Origin of the sequence: Streptomyces sp. DG2A-72, assembly GCF_030499575.1 — a bacterium.
Classification (GTDB): domain Bacteria; phylum Actinomycetota; class Actinomycetes; order Streptomycetales; family Streptomycetaceae; genus Streptomyces.
Window position 1 is genome coordinate 8,707,712 of sequence record NZ_JASTLC010000001.1, and the last position, 26,633, is coordinate 8,734,344.

The 26,633-nt window shown below is 71.3% G+C and carries 26 protein-coding genes and 2 pseudogenes; 24 read left to right on the top strand and 4 right to left on the bottom strand.

Translation table 11 applies throughout. The features are described 5' to 3' along the window. The first annotated feature begins 56 nt into the window (after nt 1-56). The 9 genes from QQY66_RS41390 (at nt 57) to QQY66_RS41430 (ending at nt 12,884) form a co-directional block, all read left to right on the top strand. A complete protein-coding gene (locus QQY66_RS41390; protein ID WP_301985551.1) occupies nt 57-2,546 on the top strand; it encodes a SpoIIE family protein phosphatase in 2,490 nt (829 codons plus the stop codon). A 202-nt stretch (nt 2,547-2,748) separates the two neighbouring features. Next, complete coding sequence (locus QQY66_RS41395) at nt 2,749-3,474, top strand: class I SAM-dependent methyltransferase (RefSeq protein ID WP_301985552.1); 726 nt, start codon at nt 2,749-2,751, stop codon at nt 3,472-3,474. A gap of 74 nt (nt 3,475-3,548) precedes the next feature. After that, a complete protein-coding gene (locus QQY66_RS41400) occupies nt 3,549-4,955 on the top strand; it encodes a M1 family metallopeptidase (RefSeq protein ID WP_301985553.1) in 1,407 nt (468 codons plus the stop codon). A 116-nt stretch (nt 4,956-5,071) separates the two neighbouring features. Next, complete coding sequence (locus tag QQY66_RS41405; RefSeq protein ID WP_301985554.1) at nt 5,072-5,905, top strand: M55 family metallopeptidase; 834 nt, start codon at nt 5,072-5,074, stop codon at nt 5,903-5,905. Beyond that, a complete protein-coding gene (locus QQY66_RS41410; protein WP_301985555.1) occupies nt 5,898-7,202 on the top strand; it encodes a M20/M25/M40 family metallo-hydrolase in 1,305 nt (434 codons plus the stop codon). The genes QQY66_RS41405 and QQY66_RS41410 overlap by 8 nt, the downstream gene beginning before the upstream one ends. A 4-nt stretch (nt 7,203-7,206) precedes the next feature. Continuing rightward, nucleotides 7,207-9,198, top strand: coding sequence for a prolyl oligopeptidase family serine peptidase (locus QQY66_RS41415; RefSeq protein ID WP_301985556.1), 1,992 nt, complete (start codon nt 7,207-7,209; stop codon nt 9,196-9,198). Between the two features lie 143 nt (nt 9,199-9,341). Next, nucleotides 9,342-10,265: an LD-carboxypeptidase gene (locus tag QQY66_RS41420; protein WP_301987666.1), complete on the top strand. Its 924-nt coding sequence runs from the start codon at nt 9,342-9,344 to the stop codon at nt 10,263-10,265. Nucleotides 10,266-10,395: 130 nt separating this feature from the next. Continuing rightward, on the top strand, nt 10,396-12,171 hold the full coding sequence (locus QQY66_RS41425; RefSeq protein WP_301985557.1) for a CocE/NonD family hydrolase: 1,776 nt from the start codon (nt 10,396-10,398) through the stop codon (nt 12,169-12,171). 149 nt (nt 12,172-12,320) lie between these two features. Further along, the gene (locus QQY66_RS41430) at nt 12,321-12,884 is read left to right on the top strand and encodes a GNAT family N-acetyltransferase (protein WP_301985558.1); all 564 of its coding nucleotides are present in this window, start codon (nt 12,321-12,323) and stop codon (nt 12,882-12,884) included. Nucleotides 12,885-13,028: 144 nt separating this feature from the next. Here QQY66_RS41430 and QQY66_RS41435 read toward each other — a convergent pair whose 3' ends face one another. Both QQY66_RS41435 and QQY66_RS41440 read right to left on the bottom strand, forming a co-directional pair. Then, entirely contained in the window at nt 13,029-13,376 is a 348-nt protein-coding gene (locus QQY66_RS41435) for a VOC family protein (RefSeq protein WP_301985559.1), read from the bottom strand. Between the two features lie 171 nt (nt 13,377-13,547). Beyond that, a pseudogene (locus tag QQY66_RS41440) lies at nt 13,548-13,634 on the bottom strand (hemerythrin domain-containing protein); the annotation flags it as partial. 92 nt (nt 13,635-13,726) lie between these two features. Here QQY66_RS41440 and QQY66_RS41445 point away from each other — a divergent pair. Then, entirely contained in the window at nt 13,727-14,257 is a 531-nt protein-coding gene (locus QQY66_RS41445; protein ID WP_301985560.1) for a phage holin family protein, read from the top strand. Nucleotides 14,258-14,263: 6 nt separating this feature from the next. Next, complete coding sequence (locus QQY66_RS41450) at nt 14,264-15,310, top strand: SDR family oxidoreductase (RefSeq protein WP_301985561.1); 1,047 nt, start codon at nt 14,264-14,266, stop codon at nt 15,308-15,310. Here the strand turns inward: QQY66_RS41450 and QQY66_RS41455 are convergent. Both QQY66_RS41455 and QQY66_RS41460 read right to left on the bottom strand, forming a co-directional pair. Continuing rightward, a complete protein-coding gene (locus QQY66_RS41455) occupies nt 15,297-16,388 on the bottom strand; it encodes an enolase C-terminal domain-like protein (protein WP_301985562.1) in 1,092 nt (363 codons plus the stop codon). The genes QQY66_RS41450 and QQY66_RS41455 overlap by 14 nt on opposite strands. 22 nt (nt 16,389-16,410) lie before the next feature. After that, nucleotides 16,411-17,376 (bottom strand): LLM class F420-dependent oxidoreductase, encoded by a 966-nt coding sequence (locus QQY66_RS41460; RefSeq protein ID WP_301985563.1) that lies wholly within the window; start codon nt 17,374-17,376, stop codon nt 16,411-16,413. 150 nt (nt 17,377-17,526) lie between these two features. On the opposite strand from QQY66_RS41460, the gene QQY66_RS41465 reads away from it, so the two are divergent. From QQY66_RS41465 to QQY66_RS41525, 13 genes and pseudogenes are all read left to right on the top strand, one after another. Next, nucleotides 17,527-18,972: an NAD(P)/FAD-dependent oxidoreductase gene (locus QQY66_RS41465; protein WP_301985564.1), complete on the top strand. Its 1,446-nt coding sequence runs from the start codon at nt 17,527-17,529 to the stop codon at nt 18,970-18,972. Beyond that, nucleotides 18,969-20,816 (top strand): transketolase, encoded by a 1,848-nt coding sequence (locus tag QQY66_RS41470; protein ID WP_301985565.1) that lies wholly within the window; start codon nt 18,969-18,971, stop codon nt 20,814-20,816. The genes QQY66_RS41465 and QQY66_RS41470 overlap by 4 nt, the downstream gene beginning before the upstream one ends. Next, nucleotides 20,813-21,739 carry a non-homologous end-joining DNA ligase gene (gene ligD / locus QQY66_RS41475; RefSeq protein ID WP_301985566.1) on the top strand — a complete coding sequence of 309 codons (927 nt, stop codon included), beginning with the start codon at nt 20,813-20,815 and terminating at the stop codon, nt 21,737-21,739. The genes QQY66_RS41470 and ligD overlap by 4 nt, the downstream gene beginning before the upstream one ends. A 60-nt stretch (nt 21,740-21,799) precedes the next feature. Beyond that, nucleotides 21,800-22,129, top strand: coding sequence for a gas vesicle protein (locus tag QQY66_RS41480; protein ID WP_301985567.1), 330 nt, complete (start codon nt 21,800-21,802; stop codon nt 22,127-22,129). Nucleotides 22,130-22,172: 43 nt separating this feature from the next. Continuing rightward, on the top strand, nt 22,173-22,598 hold the full coding sequence (locus QQY66_RS41485; protein WP_301985568.1) for a gas vesicle structural protein GvpA: 426 nt from the start codon (nt 22,173-22,175) through the stop codon (nt 22,596-22,598). Then, complete coding sequence (locus QQY66_RS41490) at nt 22,595-23,365, top strand: GvpL/GvpF family gas vesicle protein (protein WP_301985569.1); 771 nt, start codon at nt 22,595-22,597, stop codon at nt 23,363-23,365. Before QQY66_RS41485 ends, QQY66_RS41490 begins: the two co-directional genes overlap by 4 nt. Before the next feature lie 3 nt (nt 23,366-23,368). After that, complete coding sequence (locus QQY66_RS41495) at nt 23,369-23,632, top strand: gas vesicle protein GvpG (RefSeq protein ID WP_301985571.1); 264 nt, start codon at nt 23,369-23,371, stop codon at nt 23,630-23,632. Continuing rightward, nucleotides 23,629-24,387 (top strand): DNA primase, encoded by a 759-nt coding sequence (locus tag QQY66_RS41500; protein WP_301985572.1) that lies wholly within the window; start codon nt 23,629-23,631, stop codon nt 24,385-24,387. The genes QQY66_RS41495 and QQY66_RS41500 overlap by 4 nt, the downstream gene beginning before the upstream one ends. Next, nucleotides 24,387-25,043 (top strand): annotated as a pseudogene (locus tag QQY66_RS41505) (cyclase); the annotation flags it as partial. The gene QQY66_RS41500 and the pseudogene QQY66_RS41505, both read left to right, overlap by 1 nt. 29 nt (nt 25,044-25,072) lie before the next feature. Continuing rightward, nucleotides 25,073-25,399: a gas vesicle protein gene (locus tag QQY66_RS41510; protein ID WP_301985574.1), complete on the top strand. Its 327-nt coding sequence runs from the start codon at nt 25,073-25,075 to the stop codon at nt 25,397-25,399. Further along, nucleotides 25,396-26,160, top strand: a complete 765-nt coding sequence (locus QQY66_RS41515; protein WP_301985575.1) for a GvpL/GvpF family gas vesicle protein — start codon at nt 25,396-25,398, stop codon at nt 26,158-26,160. The genes QQY66_RS41510 and QQY66_RS41515 overlap by 4 nt, the downstream gene beginning before the upstream one ends. Continuing rightward, nucleotides 26,157-26,345, top strand: coding sequence for a gas vesicle protein (locus QQY66_RS41520; protein ID WP_301985576.1), 189 nt, complete (start codon nt 26,157-26,159; stop codon nt 26,343-26,345). Before QQY66_RS41515 ends, QQY66_RS41520 begins: the two co-directional genes overlap by 4 nt. Continuing rightward, complete coding sequence (locus QQY66_RS41525; RefSeq protein WP_301985577.1) at nt 26,342-26,623, top strand: gas vesicle protein K; 282 nt, start codon at nt 26,342-26,344, stop codon at nt 26,621-26,623. Before QQY66_RS41520 ends, QQY66_RS41525 begins: the two co-directional genes overlap by 4 nt. The last annotated feature ends 10 nt before the right edge of the window (nt 26,624-26,633 follow it).

Consider the following 26,633-nt stretch of genomic DNA (forward strand, 5'->3'; position numbering starts at 1 on the left):
ACCGTGGTGACGGCGGCACAGATCTTGCGGAGCCGTGGGGAGAGAGGGCCGGGGACATGGACCGTGGCACCGAGAGGGATGTACCTCTCAGCCGCGGAGCTGAGGACGGCGCGGCGGAGCCCGCCGCTGCCGGACGTATCCCCCTGGCCGTGGTCGTCGTGGACCGTGACGGTCTGGTGTCGCACTGGAGCACGGGCGCACGGCGGCTGTTCGGCGCCGCCAAGGAGGACGCGATCGGCCGTCCCGCGCTCGACCTGCTCCCCGTCTCCGGCGCCCTCCCCGAGGAGGACGACGTCACCCTGTACGGGGCCCGTGCGGCGGCGTACGACGGACTCGGACCCGATCTCGAATCCTCCCTCGACGGGCGGCTGTCCTACCCCGCCTCGGGCCGCGCCCGCCTCGCGGTGGCCACGGACGAGCGGGCGGACGTCCTGTGGTGGGCGTACCCCCTGGTGGGCCCGGGACGGGAGAAGCTGCTGGTGCTGGCGGCCGACGCGGCGGGCCTGCACCACGACGACGAGGACGCGGTCTTCGAGCGGATCGCCCCCGGCTTCGCCCTGCACACCGACTTCCCCGGCGCCGAGGATCTCGCCCGCCGGCTCCCGGAGATCCTGCCCAGCATGAGCGTCGGCGAGGGCGCCCGGATCGTCGCGCAGATCCTTGAACTGGGCTATCCCGTCCTGGAGTTCAGCCAGAACGACCGGGTGCCTGTCACGCCCGACTGGGGTGTGCCCCGGCGGGCCGAGCGCAAGGCGCGCCGCGAGCGGGCGGCACGGGCGCGGGCCGAAGGTCTGCCGGTGCCGAAGGAGTTCGCGGACGAGGTCGAGGACCTCGAGTACACCGCCGTACGCGAGCGCCTGGAGTTCCTCAACGAGGTCAGCGGTCGCATCGGCACCTCGCTCGACCTGGCGAAGACCATCGTCGAGGTCAGCCGGGCCGTGGTGCCCCGCTTCACCGATGTCGCCGGCACCTATCTGCGGGAACAGGTCGTCGCAGGCGAGGGGTTCCCGGACGGTGTGCCGGACACGACGACCATGTGGCACCGGGTCGCCCTTGAGCACACCGACGAACCGGGCCGCTGGGACGACGTGGTACCCGTCGGCGAGGCCATGCCCTTCCCGGCGCACACCCCGTTCTTCCAGTGCATGACCAGCGGAGAGCCCGTCCTCGTGCCGCGCATCAGCGAGCAGATGGGGCACGCCATCGCCTCGCAGTTCGAGAAGCGCGACATCCGGCCGCTGATCACCGGCCGCTCCATGCTGGTCGTACCCCTGAAGGCCCGCAATGTGGTCCTCGGCTTCATGATCCTGCTGCGCCACCCCGAGCGTGTCGAGTTCAACGACATGGACCGGGTCACCGGCGCCGAACTCGCCGCCCGCGCGGGCCTCGTGCTCGACAACGCACGCATGTACACCTACCAGGAGAGCGTCGCCGAGACCCTCCAGGACAGCATGCTGCCGCACATCCCGCCGCGCATGGCGGGCTGCGACATCGCCACCCGCTATCTGCCGGGCACCCTGCTCGGCCGGGTCGGCGGCGACTGGTTCGACTCGGTGAAGCTGCCCGGCGCCCGCACCGCCCTCGTCGTCGGCGACGTCATGGGCCACGGCCTCAACTCGGCCGCGATGATGGGCCAGTTGCGTACGGCCGTCCAGACCATGGCCGCCCTCGACCTGCCGCCCGCCCAGCTGCTGCGCAACCTCGACGACCTCGCCCAGCGCCTCGGCGACACCTACCTCGCGACCTGTCTGTACGCCGTCTACGACCCGATCGCGAGCGAACTGCACATCGCCAACGCGGGCCACATCCCGCCCGTGCTGGTCCGTGCCGAGGACGGGCACAGCGAACTGCTCGACCTGCCGACCGGTGCGCCGATCGGCGTCGGCGGGGTGCCCTTCGAGGCGGTACGCGTGCGCGTGGAGCCCGGCGACCGGCTGGTGATGTGCACCGACGGCCTGGTCGAGGTGCGCGGCGAGGACATCGGCGTAGGACTCGCGACCCTGTGCGCGTCGGCCGCCCACCCGGCAGCCTCCATGGACGACGCCTGCGACACCATCATCCGCGCCCTCGCTGTGACATTTTCAGAAGCGGGCCGCGGTGGCCGCAAGGACGACGTGGCTCTGCTGATGGCCCGCCTGAACGGCATCGAGCCCGACGACGTGGCCGAATGGCGGCTCGCCCTCGACCCGCACGAAGTCGGCCGGGCGCGTGCCGCGGTCCGCGAACAGCTCCACGACTGGGGGCTCGCCAAGCTCGCAGACCCCACAGCGCTGATGGTCAGTGAGCTGGTCACCAATGCCGTACGGCACTCCCACAGCCGCCCGATCGAGCTGCGCCTCGTGCGCGGGGACACCCTGCTGTGCGAGGTGGACGACGACGACCACGAGCTGCCGACCCTGCTGAACACGGGCCCGGGCGACGAGTTCGGGCGCGGTCTGCGCGTGGTCAGCACGCTCGCCCGGGAGTGGGGCACCAGCCGGACCAAGGCCGGCAAGACCGTCTGGTTCGAACTGACGTTGCCACGTGCTCCGCTGGGGACGCGGTAATTCACCTGCGGGCCGGTGGGGGCTGGTCGCGCCCACGCGGCGGAGCCGCATATCGATACAGCCCCGCGCCCCTTCGGGGCGCACGTCGTTCGAATGCGGCGTGAAGGAATGCGCCACGCGCTTGATGCCTTGACCAGGGCACGATAGACCGTACTCGCCTGTCACTCGCGACGGGCGGCCGTCGCATCCTGGGGAGTTGGGCATGAGCGTGACGAGTCGGTACCGGGAAGCCTGGGAGGGCTTCTGGCGCGAAGCTCCTGAGGAGCAGGGCGCCGTGTTCTGGGACGCGGAGCCCACGCTGACGGTGGGTGTCCATCTGGCGATCTTCGAGCCGCAGCTGCCCGACCCCAACCTGCCGATGGTGGACCTGGGCTGCGGCAACGGCAGCCAGACACGCTTCCTCGCCGACCGCTTCCCGCACGTCATCGGTGCCGACCTGTCCGAGGCGGCCCTCGACCACGCCCGACGCGCCGACCCCGCCGGGCAGGCGACCTACCGGCTGCTGGACGCCTGCGAGAAGACCGAGGCGGAGGCGCTGCACGCGGAACTCGGCGACACCAACGTCTATCTGCGAGGCGTGCTCCACCAGGCCGAACCCGAGGACCGGCAGACCCTCGTCGACGGTATCGCCGCGCTCGTCGGGGAACGCGGCCGGGCCTTCCTCGTGGAACTCTCCGAGGCCGCCCGGCCCGTCCTGATGAGCCTCGCCCAGAGCCCCGCGGGCCCGCCGCCCAAGCTGGCCCCGGTCTTCCGGCACGGCATCGCGCCCGGCGAGGTCGCCGACGACGCGGTCCCCGTGTATCTGCACGCGGCCGGGCTCACGGTCCTGGCCAGTGGTGAACTTCCGCTGATCACCACGGAGTTCGCCTCCGACGGCACCCGGATCGAACTGCCGTCGAGGTGGCTGTCGGCGGGGCGTACGGCCTGACGGGCGGTCAGCCGTCCCGCCCGGCATCCGGTCTGACCGCCAACTGTCAGACCGATGTGGCATGATCCGCTGCCATGTCGTCGGTACGTGCACGCGCGTGGTGGTCAAGAGCCGGTCGCCGTCTGCTGGTTGCCCCGCTTGCCTTGGTCGTGGCAGCGGGCGCCACCGGTGCCGGTGCCGCCACGGCACCGGCACCGCCACCAGCACCCAAGGCCAAGGCCGCGACGCCCGATCGGCTTCGCTACGACGTGTCCCTGCGCGGCGACGCCGACGGCTCCCGCTGGACGGGCCGGCAGCGGGTGTCGTTCCGCAATGCCTCCGATCGACCCCTGCGTGAGGTGTACGTACGTCTGTGGGGCAACGGCGACGACAAGTGCGGAACGCCGGGCAAGCCGTCCCCCGTCAAGATGTCCAAGGTGCGCGGTGGCACTCCGGGCCGCCTCACCGTGAACTGCACCGCGCTGCGCATCACCCTGCCGAAGCCGCTCTCGCGCGGCGAGCGGACGGCCGTCTCCTTCGACGTGTCCATCACTGTGCCCCAGCGCAACAACCGCTTCGGCCGCGAGGGCGCGTTCCGCTTCCTGGGCAATGCGCTGCCGGTGCTCGCCGTGCACGACGCGAAGGAATGGCACCTCGATCCGTATGTGTCGACCGGCGAGAGTTTCTACGCCCTGGCGAGTGACTTCCGGGTGCGCATCGACCACCCGTCGGCCCTCAAGGTCCCCGCGACCGGCCGCACTTGGACCCGCCACGGCATGTCCGGGCGCACGGTCACGCACAGCGTCGCGCACCGGGTGCGGGACTTCGCGTGGGCGGCGGGCCCGTTCCGCGTGGCGAGCGAGACCTCGCCCGGTGGTGTGCGCGTGAAGTCGTACTGGGCGCCGAACACGCCCGCGGCGGGTGTGCGCCTCAACCGCAAGGACGGCGTCGCCGCCGTCGACCGGTTCGGCAAGGAGTTCGGCCGTTATCCGTACGGCGAGATCGACTTGGTGATGACCAAGGAGTTCGGCGGCGGTATGGAGTACCCCGGCCTGGTCATCCTCGGCACCGCCGAGGACGGCAGCGCCGTCGTCCACGAGGTGGCCCACCAGTGGTGGTACGGCATCGTGGGCAACGACGAATACGGCGCCCCCTGGCTCGACGAGAGCTTCGCCCAGTACGCCAACGCGCGCTTCTACGGCTGGGACACCCGCGACTGCTGGTCGGACGACGACTGGCCGAGCGACCGGACCGCGCTCACCAACTCGATGGCCTACTGGGCCGAGCACCGGGACGAGTACCACGTCGTCTACACGGCCGGCTCGTGCGCCCTGGCGAACCTGGAGCGCACCCTCGGCGCCGACACGATGGCGCGACTCCTCAAGGGATACGCCCGCGACCACTGGTACGGCGTCTCCACCACCGCGGACTTCAAGAAGGCCGCACAGTCCGTGACGGACACCGACCTGGACCCCTTCTGGAAGAAACACCGCATCCGGTGAAACCCCGGTTGTCGCCTCCGGTGCAAGGCCGGTGCCGGCTTCGCCGTGGCGGAGCCCGCTCGACCTCCTCTCCGCTTCGTAGGAAGTTGCCTCGCCGACGCGTAACGTGATGCGGTATGAAGATCCTCATCAGCGCCGACATGGAGGGCGCGACGGGCGTCACCTGGCCGGCCGATGTGCTGCCGGGGACGCCGCAGTGGGAGCGGTGCCGGTCGATGTTCACCTCGGATGTGAACGCCGCCGTGCTGGGCTTCTTCGACGGCGGCGCGGACGACGTGCTCATCAACGAAGCGCACTGGACGATGCGCAATCTGCTCCTCGAACGGCTCGACGAGCGGGCGGAGATGCTCACCGGGCGGCACAAGTCCCTCTCCATGGTGGAGGGCGTGCAGTACGGCGACGTGGACGGCATCGCGTTCGTCGGCTATCACGCGGGCGCCGGCATGGAGGGCGTCCTCGCCCACACCTACCTCGCCAACTCCATCACCGGGGTGTGGGTCAACGACGTACGGGCGAGCGAGGGGCTGCTCAACGCGCACGTGGTCGCCGAGTACGGGGTGCCCGTCGTCCTCGTCACCGGCGACGACGTGGCCTGCGAGGACGCGCTGGGATACGCCCCGCAGGCGCTGAAGGTCGCCGTCAAGGACCATGTGTCGCGGTACGCGGCCGTGTGCCGTACGCCGGCCAGGACGGCCTCCGAGATCCGGGCCGCGGCCAAGGAGGCGGCGGCGCTGGCGGTGCGTCACGAACCCGTCGTCGGGGGGCCGTTCACCGTGGCCCTGGAGTTCGATGCCGAGCACCTGGCGATGGCGGCCACCGTCGTGCCGGGTGTGGAGCGGATCGGGGAGCGGAAGGTGGCGTACACCAGCGACACCATGTATGAGGGGGTCCGTACCTTCAAGGCGGTCACCACGATCGTCTCGGCCGCGGTGGAGGAGCAGTATGGCTGACCAGCAGGCGCTGGACGAGGTCGTCCGGTTCACGTCGGACCTCATCCGCATCGACACCACCAACCGCGGAGGTGGCGACTGCCAGGAGCGGCCCGCCGCCGAGTACGCGGCGGAGCGGCTGGCCGGGGCGGGCCTGGAGCCGACGCTGCTGGAGCGCACCCAGGGCCGTACGAACGTGGTCGCCCGGATCGAGGGCGCGGACCCGTCCGCGGACGCGCTCCTCGTCCACGGTCATCTGGACGTCGTACCCGCCGAAGCCGCCGACTGGAGCGTGCACCCGTTTTCCGGGGAGATCCGCGACGGCGTCGTCTGGGGACGCGGCGCGGTCGACATGAAGAACATGGACGCGATGATCCTCGCGGTCGTGCGCGCCTGGGCGCGCGAGGGCGTACGGCCCCGACGGGACCTCGTCATCGCGTTCACCGCCGACGAGGAGGCGAGTGCGGAGGACGGTTCCGGGTTTCTCGCCGATCGGCACCGGGGGCTCTTCGAGGGCTGCACCGAGGGCGTCAGTGAGTCGGGGGCGTTCACCTTCCACGACGGCGGCGGACGCCAGATCTACCCCATCGCCGCAGGTGAGCGCGGTACCGGCTGGCTGAAGCTCACCGCGCGCGGGCGGGCCGGACACGGCTCCAAGGTGAACCGGGAGAACGCGGTGACGAGCCTCGCCGCCGCCATCGCCCGGATCGGCGGCCACGAGTGGCCGCTCCGGCTGACCCCGACCGTCAGCGCGGCCCTCACCGAACTCGCCGCGCTCTACGGTATCGAGGCCGACCTCGACGACGTGGACGGGCTGCTGACGAAGCTCGGCCCGGCGGCCGGGCTGGTCGAGGCCACCGTACGCAACAGCGCCAACCCGACGATGCTGGAGGCCGGTTACAAGGTCAATGTCATCCCCGGGGAGGCCGTCGCGTACGTCGACGGGCGCTATCTCTTCGGCGCCGAGGACGAGTTCCGCGCGACGCTGGACCGGCTCAGCGGACCGGACGTGGACTGGGAGTTCCACCATCGCGAGGTGGCCCTCCAGGCGCCGGTCGACTCGCCGACGTACGCGCGGATGCGTGCCGCGGTCGAGGAGTTCGCGCCCGAGGGGCACGTGGTGCCGTACTGCATGTCCGGCGGCACGGACGCCAAGCAGTTCTCCCGGCTCGGCATCACCGGCTACGGCTTCACTCCGCTGAAGCTCCCCGAGGGCTTCGACTACCAGGCCCTCTTCCACGGAGTCGACGAGCGGGTCCCGGTCGAGGCGCTGCACTTCGGCGTCCACGTCCTGGACCGCTTCCTGCGGACGGCCTAGCGGCATGGAGCTGGCATTCGGCTCATGGCCGTCCCCGATCGACGCGGCTCTCGCCGCCGCGCACGACGGGCATCCCGAGTACGTCGGCTTCGTCGGCGACGAGGCCTGGTGGACCGAGCCACGGCCCACCGAGGGCGGCCGGCGCACGCTCGTCAGGCGCCGCGCCGACGGCACCGCGGAGTCCGGGCTGCCCGCGCCGTGGAATGTGCGCAGTCGCGTCATCGAGTACGGCGGACAGCCCTGGACCGGTGTCGCCGGACCGCTCGTCGTGTTCGTGAACTTCGCCGACCAGCGGCTGTACCGGTACGAGCCCGGCACCGATCCGCGTCCGCTGACGCCGGCCGGACCACGCTGGGCCGAGCCGCAGTTGCGCCTGGACGTCGGTGAAGTGTGGTGCGTGATGGAGGAGTTCACCGGCGACGCGCCCACGGACGTACGCCGGGTGCTCGCCGCGGTGCCGCTGGACGGCTCGGCGGCCGGGGACCGGGACGCCGTACGCGAACTGACCGACGACCGGCACCGGTTCGTGACCGGACCGAGGATCTCGCCCGACGGGCGGCGTGCGGCCTGGCTCGCCTGGGACCATCCGCGGATGCCGTGGGACGGCACGGAACTCGTCGTCGCCGAGGTGGACGGTGTCTTCCGTGCGGCGCGCACGGTCGCCGGCGGCCCTGAGGAGTCCATCGCGCAGGTGGACTGGGCGCCCGACGGCTCCCTGCTGTACGCGAGCGATCGCTCCGGCTGGTGGAACCTCTACCGCGACGGCCGACCGCTCTGCCCGCGCGAGGAGGAGTTCGGCGGCCCGCTCTGGAAGCTCGGGCACCGCTGGTTCGCCCCGCTGGAGAGCGGACTGATCGCCGTCGTGCACGGACGCGGCGCCACCGCGCTCGGCATCCTCGACCCGGAGACCGGCGAGGTCGTCGACGCCGCCGGTCCCTGGACCGAGTTCGCGCCCACGCTCGCGGCGCACGGCGAGCGAAGCGAGATGGGGGTCCCCCCGCCCGAAGGGTGGGGGAGGATTGTCGCCGTCGGAGCCAGCCCGCGCACCGCGTACGAGGTGGTGGAACTGGACGCCCGTACCGGACGGGCCCGGGTGATCGGCGCCGGGCACAAGGACTCGGTCGACCCCGCGTACTACCCCGAACCGCACATCCGCACCTTCACCGGCCCGGCCGGACGCGAGATCCACGCGCACATCTACCCGCCCCACCACCCCGCCTGCGTCGCACCCGGCGACGAGCTGCCGCCGTATGTCGTCTGGGCGCACGGCGGGCCCACCAGCAGGGCACCGCTCGTGCTCGACCTGGCGATCGCCTACTTCACCTCGCGCGGCATCGGGGTCGCCGAGGTCAACTACGGCGGCTCGACCGGATACGGGCGGGCCTACCGGGACCGGCTGCGTGAGCAGTGGGGCGTGGTCGACGTCGAGGACTGCGCGGCCGTCGCGCTGGCCCTCGCCGACGAGGGCACCGCGGACCGTGACCGGCTCGCCGTCCGGGGCGGCAGCGCGGGCGGCTGGACGGCCGCCGCGTCGCTGGCCACGACGGATGTCTACGCCTGCGGCACGATCATCTACCCGATCCTCGACCTGACCGGCTGGGGATCGGGGGAGACCCACGACTTCGAGTCCCAGTACCTGGAGTCGCTGGTCGGGCCGCTCGCCGAGGTGCCCGCGCGGTACGTGGTGGGGGCACCTCCCAGGCCCTTAAGGCACTGGGGGAGCTCGCCCGCCGAGCACGCCGAACGGATCACCGCGCCCTTCCTGCTGTTGCAGGGCCTGGACGACGTGATCTGCCCGCCCGCGCAATGCGAGCGCTTCCTGGCCCGCATGGAAGGCCGACGCGTGCCGCACGCCTACATCGCCTTCGAGGGGGAGGGACATGGATTCCGCCGGGCCGACACCATGATCCGCGCCCTGGAGGCCGAACTCTCCCTGTACGCACAGGCCTTCGGGCTGCACCCGCCCGACATTCCCACCCTGGAGCTCACCCATTGAGCCCTCCCCCAGCTGAGGCAGGGGGATTCCTGGCTCACGTCGCCTGCGGACAGGCGGTCAACAGGTCTTACACGATCAACACCAGCCGGGTTGGAACCAGCCCGGTTCGGTACCGCAGAGCAAAGGAGTTGCTTGTGAACCCGGTGAAGCAACTGGATCGTCCGCCCCGGCTCGCCCCCGGCGCCCGCGTGGCCGTCGTCGCGCCCAGCGGACCGGTGGCCGAGGAACGACTGCAGGCCGGACTCGACGTGTTGCGCGGCTGGGACCTCGAACCGGTCGTCGCACCCCATGTCCTCGACCGGCACGGCGAGCTCGACTACCTCGCCGGCACCGACGCGCACCGGGCCGCCGATCTGCAGAACGCCTGGTGCGATCCGTCCGTCGACGCCGTGCTGTGCGCCCGCGGCGGCTACGGCGTGCTGCGGATGGTCGACCTGTTGGACTGGGACACGATGCGCACGGCCGGGCCGAAGGTGTTCGTGGGCTTCAGCGACATCACCGCGCTGCACGAGGCGTTCGCCACGCGGCTGGGGCTGGTCACGCTGTACGGGCCGACGGCCGCGGGCGTCGACTTCACCAAGAACACCCGGGCCCAGGAGCACTTGAGGGCGACCCTCTTCGCCCCCGAGACGGTCCGCACCATCGAGTCGCGGGGCAGCGCTCTGGTCCCCGGGCGGGCCCGGGGTGTCACTTACGGAGGATGCCTCTGCCTCCTCGTGTCCGACCTCGGCTCACCCCACGCCCGCACCGATGCCCGTGGCGGACTGCTGATGATCGAGGACGTCGGCGAGCAGCCGTACCGGATCGACCGGATGCTGACCCAACTCCTGCGCGCGGAACGGCTCGACGGCGTCACCGGGATCGCGCTCGGCTCGTGGAACGAATGCGGTGCCTACGACGCACTGCGCGCCGTGTTCGCCGACCGGCTCGGCGGACTGGGCATCCCGGTGGTGGAGGAGTTCGGGTTCGGCCACTGTGACGGGGCGTTGACCATCCCCTTCGGACTGGAGGCCGAACTCGACGCCGACAACGGCACGTTGACGCTCGACGAACCCGCTCTGCGCTGAGCGAGACCTACTGAAACCGTCAAAACCACTCGTCACAGCGATTGACCTGCGCCTGACACGTGTCACACCATGATTACCGGCCAGTACCTACTGGCCGGTATCCCGGGTTGTCCTCAGTGTGGAGGTCTACGTGTCCCGACGTGTGCCCAGATCCCGCGTCCCGCTCGTCCTCGCTCTCGGCGCCGCCCTCACCACACCCCTCGCACTCACCTCACCCGCCACCGCGACCGGCCAATACGCCGTCACCGCACTGAAGTTCACCGTCCAGGCCGGCGGCCGCACCTGCACCGTCGACGCCGACCTGTACCGGCCCGCCGACGTGGACGCCGCCCACCCCGCACCCGCCGTGCTCGCCACGAACGGCTTCGGCGGCAGCAAGAACGACGGCTCGACCAACGCCATCGGCAAGGCCTTCGCCGAGCGCGGCTATGTCTCCCTGGTCTACTCGGGGCTCGGCTTCGGCCGGAGCGGCTGCCTCATCTCACTGGACGATCCGGCCATCGACGGCCAGGCGGCCTCGCAGCTCGTCGACTTCCTGGCCGGGAAGCGGGCCGCCGACGACGGTACGAACGCCGACTTCGTGACCCAGGACGGCCCCGGCGATCCCCGGGTCGGCATGATCGGCGGCTCCTACGGAGGCGCCATCCAACTGGCGACGGCCGCCGTGGACCACCGGGTCGACGCGCTCGTACCGATGATCACCTGGAACAACCTCGCCTACTCCCTCGACCCGAACAACGCCGTCGGCAGCGGCAGCGTCCCCGGTGTCTTCAAATGGCAGTGGACCAACGGCTTCTACCTCATAGGAGAGGGCCAGACCCTGCTGGAGCCCAGCCTCGACCCGTCCCGGATCAACTCCCTCGCCTGTCTGCACTTCGTCACCAAGGCCTGCGACACCGTCCGCACCCTCAACTCCGGCAGCTACCCGGCCGACAAGACCGCCGAACTGCTCGACTACGCGCACAGCGTGTCCCCGGTGTCGTACCTCAGCCGCGTCGAGGCGCCCACGCTGCTGGTCCAGGGGCAGGCCGACAGCCTGTTCAACCTCAACGAGGCGACGGCGACGTATCGGACGCTCAAGGCGCAGGGCACGCCCACCAAGATGATCTGGCAGTCCTGGGGGCACAGCGGCGGCCTCACCGACCCGGCGTCCGGCGAACTCAACCTGAGCCAGGGCAACCTGGACTCCTCCTACGTCGGCAAGCGGATCCTCGCCTGGTTCGACCGCTACCTCCACAAGCAGCGCGACGTCGGCACGGGACCCGCCTTCGCCTACTACCGCGACTGGATCACCGACCCGAACGGCACCTACGCCACGGCTGCCCAAGTCCCCGCGCTCAGCCAGAAGATGTACCTCTCCGGCGACGGCAAGCTCGTCGACAACCGCAAGAAGGTGGCGCGCGGCAGCCGTACCTACACCAACTGGCTGATCCCCACGAGCCATTCGGAGAACTCGCTGACCGGGATCATCGGGCTGCCCGACCCGGCGCCGTACGACACCAGGGGCACCTACCTGGGGTGGACCAGCGAGCCGCTGGCGCGCACGGTCGATGTCGTGGGCGCGCCGAGGGCCACGCTCAAGGTGGTCTCCCCGAAGGCCGAGCGGACGCAGGATTCGGGAAACGCCGCCGACAAGCTCGTCCTCTTCGCCAAGCTGTACGACGTCGCGCCCGACGGCACCAAGACGCTGGTGCACCGGCTGGTCGCGCCGGTCCGTGTTCCCGACGTCACCAGGAGTTTCACCGTGACGCTGCCGGGGATCGTGCACCGGTACGAGAAGGGGCACCGGCTGCGGTTCGTGATCGCGGCGAGCGACGACGCGTACTTCGGGAACCGGGGGATCAAGCCGGTGACCGTGGTCAGCGCGCCTCAGGACACGGGGGTGCTGGAGCTGCCGGTCGCATGAAGGGCGGGTGCGGACCATGCTGGTCGTATGAGTCCGACGACATCGGAGAGGGGCGGCAAGGCGCGCGGTCATCGGCGCGCTGTGTGGTGCCTGTTTCATGAAGCGGCGACAGTAGCCCGGCGACCGGAGGCCCGGCATAGGGTGGCGGGATGCCGCACACCGCATCCCGCTATCTCGCCGAAGGCCCTCGTGTGGGCATACGCCACTTCACCTACGACGACGCCGCCGAGTTCAGCGCGCGCGCCCGGGAGAGCAAGGACCTGCACCATCCGTGGCTCTTCCCGCCGGACAGCCCGCAGGCGTACACCACCTACGCGGGCCGGCTGATCGACGACCCCACCAAGGCGGGCTTCCTGGTCTGTGAGAAGGACGGCGGGGCCATCGCCGGGTTCATCAACATCAACAACATCGTCCAGGGCGCCTTCCTGAGCGGCGCCCTCGGCTATGGCGCCTTCGCGCACGCGGCCGGGCGCGGGCTCATGCGCGAAGGCCTCGACCTCGTCGTCGGCCACGCCTTCGGCCCGATGCGGCTGCACCGGCTCGAGATCAACGTCCAGCCCAGCAACACCGCGTCCATCGCCCTGGCCCGCGCCTGCGGATTCCGCCGGGAGGGCTTCTCGCCGGACTTCCTCTACATCGACGGCGCCTGGCGGGACCACGAGCGCTGGGCGATCACCGCGGAGATGAGGGCTTCCGGCTCTGCACAATCCTGACCGGTAGCGCCCCTGGTCACCTCCGCGGTGTCCGCCTTCGCGAAGGGGATGAGGTGATCGGGCGGTTGTGGGATCGGATCAGCGATGAGCCGGTGCCGGAGCGCCACGATTTCCGGATGTGGCCGCCCGCGACACCGTGAGGCGTCAGCCGCGGCGGTCCACGTACTCGTAGATCGCGCCGTCCGGATGCATCACGATCATGTTGCGGCCCACCGGCGTCGTCACCGGACCGGCGACGATGTGCGCGCCCAGCTCGGTGAGGACCTTGTGGGCCTCGTCGACGTCCGTGACGGCGATCGTCGCCGCGACCTTGCGCAGCACTTCCAGCTCCGCTTCCGGCCCGCTCATCAGCAGGAAGCAGCCGACGGCGGCCACCTGGACGCCGCCACGCTCGAAGCGGAGGGCTTTGCCGCCCGCGAGGCGTTCGTAGAAGGGGACCGCGGTCTCCAGGTCGTCGACGCAGACGCGCAGCGTGGCTCCCAGAATGTCCATGCGCACGAGCCTAGTTGGGACGGCCGGGACGCGGAGATCGTTTCGCCCGATCTCCCCGTCCCGGCCACCAAGTCAGCCCATGGCCTTGCGTACGGCGTCCCTGGTGCGGGCGAAGCGAGATGGGGGTCCCTCCGCCCGAAGGGTGGGGAGTGTGGGAGCGAGGGCCTCGGCGCGGGCATAGGGGTGGACGACCTCTTCCTCGGCGGTCTCGTGCACCGCGAGGAGCCGGACGAGATCATGGAAGCTCTCTTGACTTCCTTTTGCCGGCTTGCGCCTGTGGAAGGTGCGGGCCGGGCGGGTACCCGGCTCCCTGGGCGTTAGGCGCACGGGCCCGCGGGTACCCGGCGGCCATGGACCGCTTGGATCATCTGGAGCACTTGGACAAGGAGCTGGTCGACGAGCTGGCGCAGGTGGCGCGCGAGACCGTACGCGACGAACTGCGTCAGCAGACCCGCAAGCAGCGCCGCACGGCCGTCCTGTACGCCGCGTCCGGCGCCGTCGCCCTGTACGCGGGCGCGTCCCTCGCGCTCGCTCTGGGCCTGGCCCTCGCCACCGGACTGCCCAACTGGGCCGCCGCGCTGATCACCGCGGTGATCCTGGGCATCGTGGCCTATGTGCTGCGTGGTTCCGCCCGGCCGTCCGCGACCCGGCCGACGCCGGAGCGCGAGACCGAACTCGTCGCGGAACGTGAACGCGCCCTCGGCGGCATGCCGCAGGGCAGCGCGGGTGCGCCGCCCTATCCGCCGGTGCCGCCCGCCACGCCTGGCGCGCTCGGCGGGGCGGCCGGCGCACCGGCGACCGGCGTGCCGGGGGCCGGCATACCGCCCGCCGCGCCGCGCCCCGAGGACATCGACCCCGAGCAGCCGCACCACCGGGCGTGATGCGCGGTGCGTACGCCGTCGCGGATTTCGCTGTCGAAGGGCGGCAGGGCCGTCGTGGTCACCGGGGCCAGCGGCGGCGTGGGCCGGGCCACGGCTCTGGCCTTCGCCGCGCGGGGCGACCGGGTCGCCCTGCTGGCCCGGGGACGCGAGGGCCTGGCCGCGGCGGCCGATGAGGTGCAGCGCGCCGGGGGCCAGGCCCTCGTCGTCACCGTCGACATGGCCGACCCCAAGGCCGTGGAGGACGCCGCGCAGCAGGTCGTCGACGCCTTCGGGCGCATCGACGTATGGGTCAACAACGCCTTCGCCGGGGTCTTCGCGCCGTTCACGGAGATCACCGCGGACGAGTTCCGGCGGGTGACCGAAGTGACGTATCTGGGCTGTGTGTTCGGTACGCGGGCGGCGCTGCGGCACATGCTGCCACGGGACCGGGGGACCATCGTGCAGGTCGGTTCCGCGCTCGCCTACCGGGGGATTCCGCTGCAGTCCGCGTACTGCGGTGCGAAGCATGCGATTCAGGGGTTCAACGAGTCGCTGCGGTGCGAGTTGCTGCACGAGGGGAGCCGGGTCCGCACCACGATGGTGCAGCTGCCTGCCGTCAACACCCCGCAGTTCGACTGGGTGTTGAGCCGGATGCCGGGGCGGGCGCGGCCCATGCCGCCCGTTTATCAGCCGGAGGTGGCGGCGCGGGCGATCGTGCATGCGGCGGGGCACGGGCGGCGGCGGGAGTACTGGGTGGGGGGTTCTACGGTGGCCACGCTGGTCGCCAACGCGGTGGCGCCGGGGCTGCTGGACCGGTATCTGGCGCGGACCGGGTTCGAGGCACAGCGGGACGAGGGCGAGCACCGCGACCCCGGCAACCTGTGGACCCCGGCCGACGGGCCGCACGGGCGGGACTTCGGGGCGCATGGGCGGTTCGACGCGGAGTCCCATGGGGACAGCTCCCAGGAATGGCTCTCGGCGCATCGCGGCCGTATCGGTACGGCGCTCACCGCGGGCGCCGGGATCCTGGCCGCGCGCAAACTGGCCCGCCTTGTCGCCGTCAGGCGACCCTGAACTCCTCCACCTCATCCGTCCGCAGCGTCAAGCCGTGGCCCACCCCGCGGAGCGGTCGTACTGAGCCGCCCGTCGGGTCCAGCGCGCCGTCGAAGAACATGTCCTCGATGCGGACGTGGTCGTGGAACCACTCGATGTGGCGGAGGTTGGGGATCGCGGCGGCCGCGGCGGCGTGGGCGTGCGGGGCGCAGTGGGTGGAGACCTCCAGGCCGTGGGCATGGGCCAGGGCGGCGGCGCGAAGGAATTCCGTGAGGCCGCCGCAGCGGGTCGCGTCGACCTGGAGGCAGTCGACCGCGCCGGCCGCGATCATGCGGGCGAAGTACGGGAGGTCGTAACCGTATTCGCCTGCGGTCACGTCACTGACCAGCGCGTCGCGGACCAGGCGCAGACCGGTCAGGTCGTCGGAGGAGACGGGTTCCTCGAACCAGCCGACGCCGTGCTCGGCGAGCGCGTGGCCGACCCGGATCGCCTGCTTGCGGGTGTAGGCACCGTTCGCGTCGACGTACAACTCGGCGTCGCCGCCGATCACTTGGCGGGCGGCGTGGACGCGGGCCAGGTCGCGGGTGACCGCCCGGCCCCAGCTCTCGCCGATCTTGATCTTGACCCGCGGGATGTGCTGCCCGTGCACCCAGCCGTTCAACTGGGCGGCCAGATGGGTGTCGTGGTACGTCGTGAAGCCGCCGCTGCCGTAGACCGGGACCCGCTCACGGGCGACGCCCAGCAGCCGGGCCAGCGGGAGTTCCAGGAGCCGGGCCTTGAGGTCCCACAGGGCGATGTCGACCGCGGAGATCGCGCAGGCGGCGATGCCGGGTCGTCCGGCGTTGCGCACGGAGCGGCACATCGCGCAGTGCACGGCGGGGATGTCCAGGGCGCTGCGGCCCTCGACCAGCGGAGCGAGGTGCTTGCTCAGGAAGTCGCCTACCGCCGCCGGGCCGTAGGTCCAGCCCGTGCCGGTCGCGTCGTCGGTCGTCACCTCGGCGATCACCACGGTCGTCGTGTCCCACGCCAGCGTGCCGTCGGCCTCGGGTCCGTCCGTCGGCACCGTGTACACCGACACCACGGGCCGGTGGAGTTTCATCGCTGACTCGCCCCCGTACGGATCAGTGGCCGGCCCGCTGGAGCTGCGGCAGCACCTTGGTGCGGTAGAAGTCGAAGAAGCCGCGCTGGTCGGGCCCGATCTGGTTGACGTAGATCCGGTCGAAGCCGGCCTCGTCGAACGCGGCGAGCGCGGCGACATGTTCGTCGACGTCGTCCCCGCACACCGACTGCTCGCTCACCATCTCCTCGGTGATCAGCGGCTCCAACTGCTCGAAGTGCTTGGGCGAAGGCAGGATCTGGCCCATCTCGCCGGGCAGCAGCTGGTTGGACCACAGCCGGCGGACGGTGCGTACGGCCTCGTCGCGGTCGATGCCGTAGCAGACCTTCGTGCCGCCGCTCACCGGCTTGGTGCCTCCGCCGCCCTTGCGGAAGTTCTCCACGAGTGCCTGGTCCGGCATCATCGTGATGTAGCCGTCGCCCACGCGGGCCGCGAGCGCGGTCGCCGCCGGTCCGAAGCCGGAGATGTCGATCGGCATGGGCTCGTCGGGGACGGTGTACAGGCGGGCGTTCTCGACCTTGTAGTGGGTGCCGTAGTGGCTGACCTCCTCGCCCGAGAACAGCCGGCGCATCACCTGGATCGCCTCCTCCAGCATCTCCATCCGGACACTGGCCGGCGGCCAGGTGTGGCCGACGACGTGCTCGTTCAGGGCCTCACCGGTGCCGACGCCGAGCCGGAAGCGGCCGTTCGTCATCACCGCGCTGGTCGCCGCGGCCTGGGCCACCACCGCCGGGTGGATCCGCACGGTCGGGCAGGTGACGGCCGTCTCGACCGGCAGCGACACGGCCTCGGAGATCGCGCCGATCACCGACCAGACGAACGGGCTCTGGCCCTGGGCGTCGTTCCACGGGTGGTAGTGGTCCGAGATCCACAGCGACTGGAATCCGGCCTGCTCCGCCATCCTCGCCTGCTCGACGAGGTCTGCGGGGCCGAACTCCTCGGATGCGAGGAAGTAGCCGTACTCGGGCATGTGAGGGGACACCTCCGGGCGGGGGCGGGGCTGGTCACTCGCCGGGTATCCCTGGCCATGGGGGCGAAACGCTCGTGCGGGCCGCGTTTGGGGCCACTGACCAGGGGGACGCGGAAAACCTCGTACGAGCGAAAGCGCCGGAGGCGAACCGTGAGTCGACCCCGCATCGTGATCGTCGGTGCCGGTTTCGCCGGGTATCAGGCGGCCCGCACGCTGTTCCGGCTGACCCGGCACCGCGCCGAGGTCACCCTGCTGAACCCGACCGACTACTTCCTGTATCTGCCCCTGCTGCCCCAGGTCGCCGCCGGCATCCTGGAACCGCGCCGGGTCACCGTCTCCCTGTCGGGCACCCTGCCCCGGGTGCGGCTGGTGCTCGGCGAGGCGGACGGCGTCGACCTGGACGCGCGCACCGTGCACTACTCCGACCCCGAGGGCGGAGCCGGCACGCTGCCGTACGACCGGCTGGTGCTGGCCGTCGGCAGCGTCAACAAGCTGCTGCCGATCCCCGGCGTCGCCGAGCACGCGCACGGCTTCCGCGGGCTGCCCGAGGCGCTGTATCTGCGCGACCACGTGACCCGGCAGGTGGAGCTCGCGGCCGGCGCGGACGACCCCAAGAGCTGCGCCGCCCGGTGCACCTTCGTCGTCGTGGGCGCCGGATACACCGGCACCGAGGTCGCCGCGCAGGGGCAGCGGTACACGGACGCCCAGGTGCGGGGGCATCCGCTGCGGGACGGAATGCGCCCGCGCTGGCTGCTGCTGGACATCGCGCCGCGCGTCCTGCCCGAACTGGACGAGCATCTCTCACGCACCGCCGACCGTGTCCTGCGGCGGCGGGGCGTCGAAGTCCGCATGGGGACCTCGGTGAAGGAGGCCACGCACGACGGAGTCCTGCTGACCGACGGGGAGTTCATCGAGACACGGACGCTGGTGTGGTGCGTGGGCGTGCGGCCCGATCCGCTCGTCGAGGGCATCGGGCAGCCCCTGGAGCGCGGGCGGCTGATCGTCGACCCGTACCTCCAAGTGCCGGGCCGGCCCGAGGTGTTCGCCTGCGGTGACGCGGCCGCCGTGCCCGACCTGAACAAGCCCGGCTCCTTCACACCGATGACGGCGCAGCACGCCTGGCGGCACGGCAAGGCCGTCGGCCACAACGTCGCGGCCTCCCTCGGCATCGGCGAGCGGCGCGTCTACCGCCATCGCGACCTGGGGTTCGTCGTGGACCTGGGCGGCGCGCAGGCCGCCGCCAACCCGCTCGGTGTGCCGCTGGCCGGCCCGCTCGCCGGGGCGGTCACCCGCGGCTACCACCTCGCGGCGATGCCCGGCAACCGCGTGCGGGTGGCCGCCGACTGGCTGCTCGACGCCGTACTGCCGCGCCAGGCCGTCCAGTTGGGGCTCGTACGGTCCTGGTCGGTGCCCCTGGACACGGCCTCACCGGAACTGGCGCGAGTGCCGGGCGGGGCGGAGCAGCGGGAGAAGCCGCAGACGCCGGAGAAGCCCGAGACGGCGACGGAGTCCATCGAGGCACCGCACAGCTCCGGGCACCCCGAACCACCCGGCCCCGTCAAGCGTTCCGAAGACCCCGCGGAAGGAGCCTCATGAACACCGGTGAACTCCAGGAACTCGCCCAGCAGCTGCGCGTGGACAGCGTCCGTGCCGCTGCCGCCGCGGGCTCCGGGCACCCCACGTCCTCGATGTCCGCGGCGGACCTGATGGCGGTCCTGCTCGCCCACCACTTCCGCTACGACTTCGACCGCCCCGCCCACCCCGCCGCCGACCGCTTCGTGCTCTCCAAGGGACACGCCTCGCCCCTGCTGTACGCCATGTACAAGGCGGCCGGCGCCCTCGACGACGACGCACTGCTCACCTTCCGCAAGCTGGGCAGCAGGCTCGAAGGACATCCGACGCCCCGGCGGCTGCCGTGGGTAGAGACGGCCACCGGCTCGCTCGGTCAGGGACTGCCCGTCGGCGCCGGCATCGCGCTGGCCGGCAAGCGGCTGGACCGCACCGGATACCGGGTGTGGGTGCTGTGCGGCGACAGCGAGCTGGCCGAGGGTTCCGTGTGGGAGTCCGCCGAGCAGGCGGCGTACGAGCATCTGGACAACCTCACCGCGATCGTCGACGTCAACCGGCTGGGCCAGCGCGGCCCCACCCGGCACGGCCACGACCTCGACGCCTACGCCCGCCGCTTCCAGGCCTTCGGCTGGCACACCGTGGAGCTCGACGGACACGACGTCGACGCGATCGACCGCGCCTACGGCGAGGCACTGTCGACCACCGGCCAGCCGACCGTGATCCTCGCCCGCACCCTCAAGGGCAAGGGCGTCGAGGCCGTCCAGGACCGCGAAGGACTGCACGGCAAGCCGCTGCCGGAGGCCGACGAGGCCATCGCCGAACTCGGCGGACGACGCGACCTGCGCGTCCACGTCCAGGAGCCGCCCGCCGCCCGGATGCTGCACTCCGTGGGCACCGGGCAGCTCGAACTGCCGCGGTGGGACAAGGGTGATGAGGTCGCGACCCGGGACGCCTACGGTCAGGCGCTCTCCGCGCTCGGCACCGCGCGCGAGGACGTCGTCGCCCTCGACGGTGAGGTCAGCGACTCCACGCGGGCCGAGTTCTTCGCCAAGGAACACCCCGACCGGTTCTTCGAGTGCTACATCGCCGAGCAGCAGATGGTCGCCAACGCGGTCGCGTTCGCGGCGCGCGGCTGGGTGCCGTACGCGTCCACGTTCGCCGCGTTCCTCACCCGCGCCCACGACTTCGTCCGCATGGCCTCCGTCAGCGGTGCCGGCATCAACCTCGTCGGCTCGCACGCCGGTGTCGCGATCGGGCAGGACGGGCCCTCGCAGATGGGCCTGGAGGACCTGGCGATGATGCGGGCGGTGCACGACTCGACCGTGCTGTACCCGTGCGACGCCAACCAGGCCGCCCACCTCGTCGCCTCCATGGCGGGCTGCGACGGCATCCGCTACCTGCGTACCTCCCGCGGCAAGAGCCCGGTGATCTACGGCCCCGACGAGGAGTTCCCCGTCGGCGGCAGCAAGGTGCTGCGCTCCTCCGATGAGGACCGGATGACGCTCGTCGCGGCGGGCGTCACCGTGCACGAGGCGCTGGCCGCCGCCGACGCGCTGAAGGGGGAGGGCATCGCCGTACGGGTGATCGACCTCTACTCGGTCAAACCCGCCGACCTGCCCACTCTGCGCAAGGCGGCCGAGGACACCGGCTGTCTGCTCACCGTGGAGGACCACCATGAGGAGGGCGGCATCGGCGACGCCGTCCTCGCCGCGTTCCTCGACGGCCGGCCCGTGCCGCGGCTGGTGCGGCTCGCCGTACGGTCGATGCCGGGCTCCGCGTCGCCGGAGGAGCAGCTGCACGCCGCGGGCATCGACGCCGAGTCGATCGCGGCGGCGGGGCGGCTGCTGGTGGAGGAGGCGGTCGTGCGATGAGCGGCGACGACGTACGGACGGTGCGCGCGGGGCGCCGTACGGTCGAGGTGCACCGCCCCGGCAAGGTGCTCTTCCCCGGCGACGGGGACGCGAAGGAGTACACCAAGGGCGACCTCGTCGACTACTACCGTGCCGTCGCCCCGTTCATGCTGCCCCATCTGCGCGGGCGCCCGCTGATGCTCCAGCGGCAGCCCGACGGGCTCGACGGTCCCCAGTTCATGCAGAAGAACACCCCGGACCACTACCCGGAGTGGATCACCCGGGTCGAGGTGTCCAAGGAAGGCGGCACCGTCTGCCACACCGTCTGCGACGACACCGCGACCCTGGTGTACCTCGCCGACCAGGCCTGTCTCACCCTGCACCGCTGGCTCTCGCGCACCGACAGCCTCGACCGGCCCGACCGGATGGTCTTCGACCTCGACCCGGCCGAGGACGACTTCGAGACGGTGCGGGAGGCCGCCCGGCTGCTCGGCGGACTGCTGGACGAACTGAAGCTGCCCTCGGCCCTGATGACCACCGGCTCCCGCGGACTCCATGTGATCGTGCCGCTGAACGGACATCACGACTTCGACGAGGTACGGGAGTTCGCCCGCGACCTCGCCGACACCCTCGCCGGCGCCCACCCCGACCGGCTCACCACCGCCGCCCGCAAGAAGGACCGCGGCGACCGGCTGTACCTGGACGTCCAGCGCAACGCCTACGCCCAGACCGCCGCCGCGCCCTACACGGTCCGCGCCAAGCCCGGCGCGCCCGTCGCGACGCCCCTCACCTGGACCCAGCTGGACGACCCGGACCTCGACGCCCGCCACTGGACCATCGCCGACGCCGTCGAGCAGGCCCGCACCGACCCCTGGAGCGGAGCGATGAAGAAGGGCCGCGCCCTGGGACCGGCCCGGCGCAGGCTGGACGCGCTGCGGGACTGAAATACGCGGTGCCGTGGGTTTGGCGAACGCGTCTTTGGCCACTCGCCGTTCGAGGCGCCCATGACTAATTCACAGAACGAACCCACATCATCCAGACGACAGGGCGGGGCGGACGACCGGCCGACCCCCATGGAAGTGCTGCGCCAAGGAAGCACCCAGCTCGCCGAACTCACCGGCATGACCGCGGAGACGGTGTCGTCCTTCGAACAGACCGAGGACGGCTGGACGTTGGAGATCGAGGTCCTGGAACTGGCCCGCGTCCCCGACACGATGAGCCTGCTCGCGAGCTACCAGGTCGATCTCGACCCCCACGGACAGCTCACCGGCTACCGGCGCGTTCGCCGTTATGAACGCGGGCGGTCCGACGCACACAGGCCCGCCGGCCGCTAGGCCGCCCGCCCACCACATCCCAAGACAAGGAGGAACGGTCGGCATGACCGTTGTCCCGGCACAGCAAGCCGGCGGAGGAGGCGGCACCAGCGGCCTCTACGACGTCCTGGAACTCGTCCTCGACAGGGGACTCGTCATCGACGCGTTCGTGCGGGTCTCCCTCGTCGGCATCGAGATCCTGAAGATCGACGTCCGCGTGGTCGTCGCCAGCGTCGACACCTATCTGCGCTTCGCCGAGGCGTGCAACCGGCTCGACCTGGAGGCGGGGCCGCGCAAGAGCCCCGGTCTGCCCGACATGGTCGGCGAGATCACCGAGTCCGGCGCGCAGGGCAAGTCCAAGGGGGCGCTGTCCGGCGCCGCCGAAACCATCTCCGACGCGTTCAAGCAGGCCCGCCAGGAAGGGGAGGCCGAGCCGAGGCCGCGCGCCCGCAAGTCGACCGCGGCACGCCGGAAGGGGGAACAGGAGTGAGCACGTACGTGTACGGCATCGCCGCCGCCTCCCATCCGTCCCTGCCCAAGAAGCTGTCCGGCGTCGGCGACCCGCCGCGCCCCGTCCGTGTCCTGACCGCGGCCGACCTCGCGGCCCTTGTCAGTGACGCGCCCGAGGGGCTGCGCCCCAAGCGCCGGGATCTGCTGGCGCATCAGGCCGTGCTCGCCGAGACCGGCGCCGCCGGGTGTGTGCTCCCCATGCGCTTCGGCAGCGTCGCGCCGGACGACGAGACCGTCACCGGTGTGCTCGCCGAGCGCGCCGACCACTACAAGGAGCGGCTGCGGGCGCTGGACGGCAAGGTCGAGTACAACGTCAAGGCGGTGCACGACGAGGAGGCCGTCCTGCACCGGCTGCTCTCCGAGAACCCGGAGATCCGGGCCATGACCGAGGCCAACCGGAAGGCAGGAGGCGGCAGTTACGAACAGCGGCTGCGGCTCGGCGAGACGGTGGTCGCCGCGGTCAAGGCCCGCGAGGCCGAGGACGCGACCGAGGTGCGCGCCGCCCTGGAACCGGCCGCGGCAGCCGTGAGCGTGGGCCCCGAGTCCACCGGCTGGCTGGCCAATCTGTCGTTCCTGGTGGAGCGGGAGACGGCCGAGACGTTCGTGACCGGCGTGGAGGAGATCCGCAAGGCCTTCCCCCACCTCGAACTCCGTCTCAACGGCCCGCTGCCGCCGTACAGCTTCGTCGAGCCCGGCCCGGCCCAGCCGGCGGGCAGCGTCCTCGGCGCCGACGCCGCCGAGGAGTGAGGCATGGGACTGATCGGAGAGATCCTGCTGCTGCCGTTCGCCCCGGTGCGCGGCAGCGCCTGGGTCATGAGACAGGTACTGAGCGAGGCGGAGCGGATCTACTACGATCCGGCCGCCGTCCGGGCCGAACTCGCCTTGCTCGAAGACCGGTTGGAGGCAGGTGAGATCGGCGAGGAGGAGTTCGACCGCCGGGAGGACGAGCTCCTCGACCGGCTGGAGACAGGCCTGCGCGGCAGCGCGGGCACTGGCAACGGGACGGCGCGATGAACCGAGCGGGACTGGGCCTCGCGATAGGGGCCGGATACGTCCTCGGACGTACGAAGAAGATGAAACTGGCGTTCGCCGTCGGCACGTTGGTGGCCGGCAGGCGGATGCAACTCGGCCCGCGGGCGCTCGCGGACCTGGTGACCCGGCAACTGGCGGACAACCCGCAGTTCAAGGAGATCGGGGACCAGCTTCGCGAGGACCTGCGAGGCGTCGGCAAGGCGGCATCGGGCGCCATGGTCGAGCGACGGCTCGACGCCATCGCGGACCGGCTGCACGGACGTACCGAACAGGTCCGTGACCAGCTCGCGGGCGTGGCGCCCGAAGCACCCGACCTCGGCTTCGAGAGGAATGGGGAGGACGAGGAGCCCAGTGGGCCCGAGGAGGCCGAAGAGGCGGAGGGCTACGAGGAGTTCGAGGACGTGGAGGACGTAGCGGGCGCCGAGGATTCTGAGGGTGCCGAGGACTACGACGATGGAGAGCCGGAGCTGCGGCGGAGCGAAGCGGCGAGGAAGGCACCGGCCAAGAAGGCGGCCGAGAAGCCGCCCGCGAAGGCCGAGAAGCCGCCCGCGAAGAAGGCCACCACGAAGACCGCGCCGGCCAAGAAGACGACGGCGAAGAAGACGACGGCGAAGAAGACGACGGCGAAGAAGGCGGCAGCGAAGAAGACCGCTGCCGCCGCGCGGAAGAGCACCACCGGAGCCAGGAGCGCCACCCGCGGTGCCCGGTCCCGGCTGCCGAAGGGGGGCGGTGAGTGATGACCGAGACCCTCGGATCCGCACGCTCCGCCACGCGCGGAGCGACCCCGAGCCCGCTCGGCGACCTCGCCCACAGCGAAGCCGCCGACCGGCTCCGGGCCGAACTGCAGGAGTACCTCGCTGCCCAGGCCCAGCGCCTGCTGGTCGGCGTCGGCCGCAAGCTCGGCGAGACCACGCTCAAGCTGAACGACATGGCCGAGGGCCGGAGCCCCGGCTTCGCCAAGCTCGCCCTGGACGGTGGCCGCAAGCTCGCCGAGGGCAAGGGGCCGCTGCGCAGCGCCCTGGAACTCGGCGCCGCCCGCGCCAAGGACAACGTCGTCGGCGCCGGCAAGAAGCCCACCGTCATCATCGAGTACGCCGACGTCGGCGTACCGCTGCGCACCGCCTACGATCAGTGGACCCGCTACCAGGAGACCGACGACACGCAGCTCTTCGACGACCGCATCGCGTGGACGTCGGAGGGCACCAAGGGCGCGATGAAGGGCGTCGTCTCCTTCCACCCCCTCGCCGACACCCTCACCCGTGTCCTGCTGGTGATCGAGTACTACCCCAAGGGCCTGTTCCAGAAGACCGGCAACCTCTGGCGTGCCCAGGGCCGCCGGGCCCGCCTCGACCTCAAGAACTACGTTCGCTACGTCACCCTCGAGGGAGAGGCGTACGAGTACGCCGACGGCGGGAGCCGCCGATGACGACGCCCAGCCGGGTTCCCGAGCCCTACGGCCCGAACGGCGGCGCCAACCTCGCCGACATCCTGGAGCGCGTGCTCGACAAGGGTGTCGTCATCGCCGGCGACATCCGGATCAACCTGCTCGACATCGAGCTGCTCACCGTCAAGCTGCGGCTGATCGTCGCTTCCGTCGACAAGGCACGCGAGATGGGTATCGACTGGTGGGAGGACGACCCGTCGCTGTCCTCACGTGCCCGGCGCGACGAGCTCGCCCGTGAGAACGCCGAGCTGCGGGAGCGGCTGGCCGCTCTGGAGCCCGGCCGAGGGCAGGAGGAGATCCCATGACCGGCCTGCGTTACGTCTACGCCGTGTGCCGTCCCTTCCGGTCCGCGCTCCAGGCCCAGCTCAAGGGCGTCGCGGGCGAGCCGCCGAAACAGCTGACGCACCACGGCCTGGTCGCCGTCCTCAGCACGGTGCCGGAGCGAGACTTCGCCGAAGAACCGCTCCGTGCCCATCTGGAGGACCTGGACTGGCTCACCGAGACCGCCCGCGCCCACCAGAGCGTGATCGACGCGCTCACCGCGGTCACCACGCCCCTGCCGCTCCGGCTCGCCACGGTCTTCCGGGACGACAGCGGCGTACGGATCATGATGGAGGCACGCGAGGCGGAGTTCCGCCGCACCCTGGACCGGCTGGAGGGGCGGGTGGAATGGGGCGTGAAGGTGTACGTCGACACGGAGCCCGCGGAGACCGGCCCGCCTGCCGGGACGGGGACGGCCGCGTCGGGCCGGGACTATCTTCGGCAGCGGCGTTCGCGGGTCCGTGCGCACGAGGGCAGGTGGCAGCAGGCGGAGAGGTTCGCGAGCAGACTGCACGCGACGCTTTCCGCCCGTGCCGAGGATTCCCGGCTGCACGCCCCGCAGAGCACCTCCCTTTCCGGCGCCTCCGGACGGAATGTGCTCAACGCCGCCTATCTCGTGCCGCGCGCCGATTCGGAGGGCTTCGTCGAAATGGTGGACCGTACGAAGGACGAGGAAACGGGAATTCGCGTCGAACTCACCGGGCCCTGGGCGGCCTATTCCTTCGTCGGGGAGGAGGGCGCGTGACCGTCATCGAACGCCGTGAGGTCGCCCTCGTGGACCTGCTCGACCGGCTGCTGGCCGGCGGCGTCGTCATCACGGGAGACATCACTCTGCGCATCGCGGACGTCGACCTCGTCCGCATCGACCTGAACGCGCTGATCAGCTCCGTGAACGCACAGGTGCCCTCGCCCTTTCAGGAGCTGACATGACCCCGCGCAACCGGCTCGACCTGGAGCCCGACACGGTCGAACGCGACCTCGTCAAGCTCGTCCTGACCGTCGTGGAGCTGCTGCGCCAGCTCATGGAGCGACAGGCGCTGCGCCGCTTCGACGAGGGTGGTCTGACCGAGGAGCAGGAGGAGCGGATCGGGCTCACGCTGATGCTGCTCGACGACCGGATGACCGAACTCCGTGAGCGCTACGGACTGCGGCCCGAGGACCTCAATCTGGACCTCGGGCCGCTCGGACCGCTGCTCCCCAGGGACTGACCAGCGGCCA

Coding starts and splice junctions, on each gene's coding strand:
- QQY66_RS41390 (WP_301985551.1), top strand. CDS start 57: ATGGACCGTGGCACCGAGAGGGATGTACCTCTCAGCCGCGGAGCTGAG.
- QQY66_RS41395 (WP_301985552.1), top strand. CDS start 2,749: ATGAGCGTGACGAGTCGGTACCGGGAAGCCTGGGAGGGCTTCTGGCGC.
- QQY66_RS41400 (WP_301985553.1), top strand. CDS start 3,549: ATGTCGTCGGTACGTGCACGCGCGTGGTGGTCAAGAGCCGGTCGCCGT.
- QQY66_RS41405 (WP_301985554.1), top strand. CDS start 5,072: ATGAAGATCCTCATCAGCGCCGACATGGAGGGCGCGACGGGCGTCACC.
- QQY66_RS41410 (WP_301985555.1), top strand. CDS start 5,898: ATGGCTGACCAGCAGGCGCTGGACGAGGTCGTCCGGTTCACGTCGGAC.
- QQY66_RS41415 (WP_301985556.1), top strand. CDS start 7,207: ATGGAGCTGGCATTCGGCTCATGGCCGTCCCCGATCGACGCGGCTCTC.
- QQY66_RS41430 (WP_301985558.1), top strand. CDS start 12,321: ATGCCGCACACCGCATCCCGCTATCTCGCCGAAGGCCCTCGTGTGGGC.
- QQY66_RS41435 (WP_301985559.1), bottom strand. CDS start 13,376: ATGGACATTCTGGGAGCCACGCTGCGCGTCTGCGTCGACGACCTGGAG.
- QQY66_RS41445 (WP_301985560.1), top strand. CDS start 13,727: ATGGACCGCTTGGATCATCTGGAGCACTTGGACAAGGAGCTGGTCGAC.
- QQY66_RS41455 (WP_301985562.1), bottom strand. CDS start 16,388: ATGAAACTCCACCGGCCCGTGGTGTCGGTGTACACGGTGCCGACGGAC.
- QQY66_RS41460 (WP_301985563.1), bottom strand. CDS start 17,376: ATGCCCGAGTACGGCTACTTCCTCGCATCCGAGGAGTTCGGCCCCGCA.
- QQY66_RS41470 (WP_301985565.1), top strand. CDS start 18,969: ATGAACACCGGTGAACTCCAGGAACTCGCCCAGCAGCTGCGCGTGGAC.
- ligD (WP_301985566.1), top strand. CDS start 20,813: ATGAGCGGCGACGACGTACGGACGGTGCGCGCGGGGCGCCGTACGGTC.
- QQY66_RS41480 (WP_301985567.1), top strand. CDS start 21,800: ATGACTAATTCACAGAACGAACCCACATCATCCAGACGACAGGGCGGG.
- QQY66_RS41485 (WP_301985568.1), top strand. CDS start 22,173: ATGACCGTTGTCCCGGCACAGCAAGCCGGCGGAGGAGGCGGCACCAGC.
- QQY66_RS41495 (WP_301985571.1), top strand. CDS start 23,369: ATGGGACTGATCGGAGAGATCCTGCTGCTGCCGTTCGCCCCGGTGCGC.
- QQY66_RS41500 (WP_301985572.1), top strand. CDS start 23,629: ATGAACCGAGCGGGACTGGGCCTCGCGATAGGGGCCGGATACGTCCTC.
- QQY66_RS41510 (WP_301985574.1), top strand. CDS start 25,073: ATGACGACGCCCAGCCGGGTTCCCGAGCCCTACGGCCCGAACGGCGGC.
- QQY66_RS41515 (WP_301985575.1), top strand. CDS start 25,396: ATGACCGGCCTGCGTTACGTCTACGCCGTGTGCCGTCCCTTCCGGTCC.
- QQY66_RS41525 (WP_301985577.1), top strand. CDS start 26,342: ATGACCCCGCGCAACCGGCTCGACCTGGAGCCCGACACGGTCGAACGC.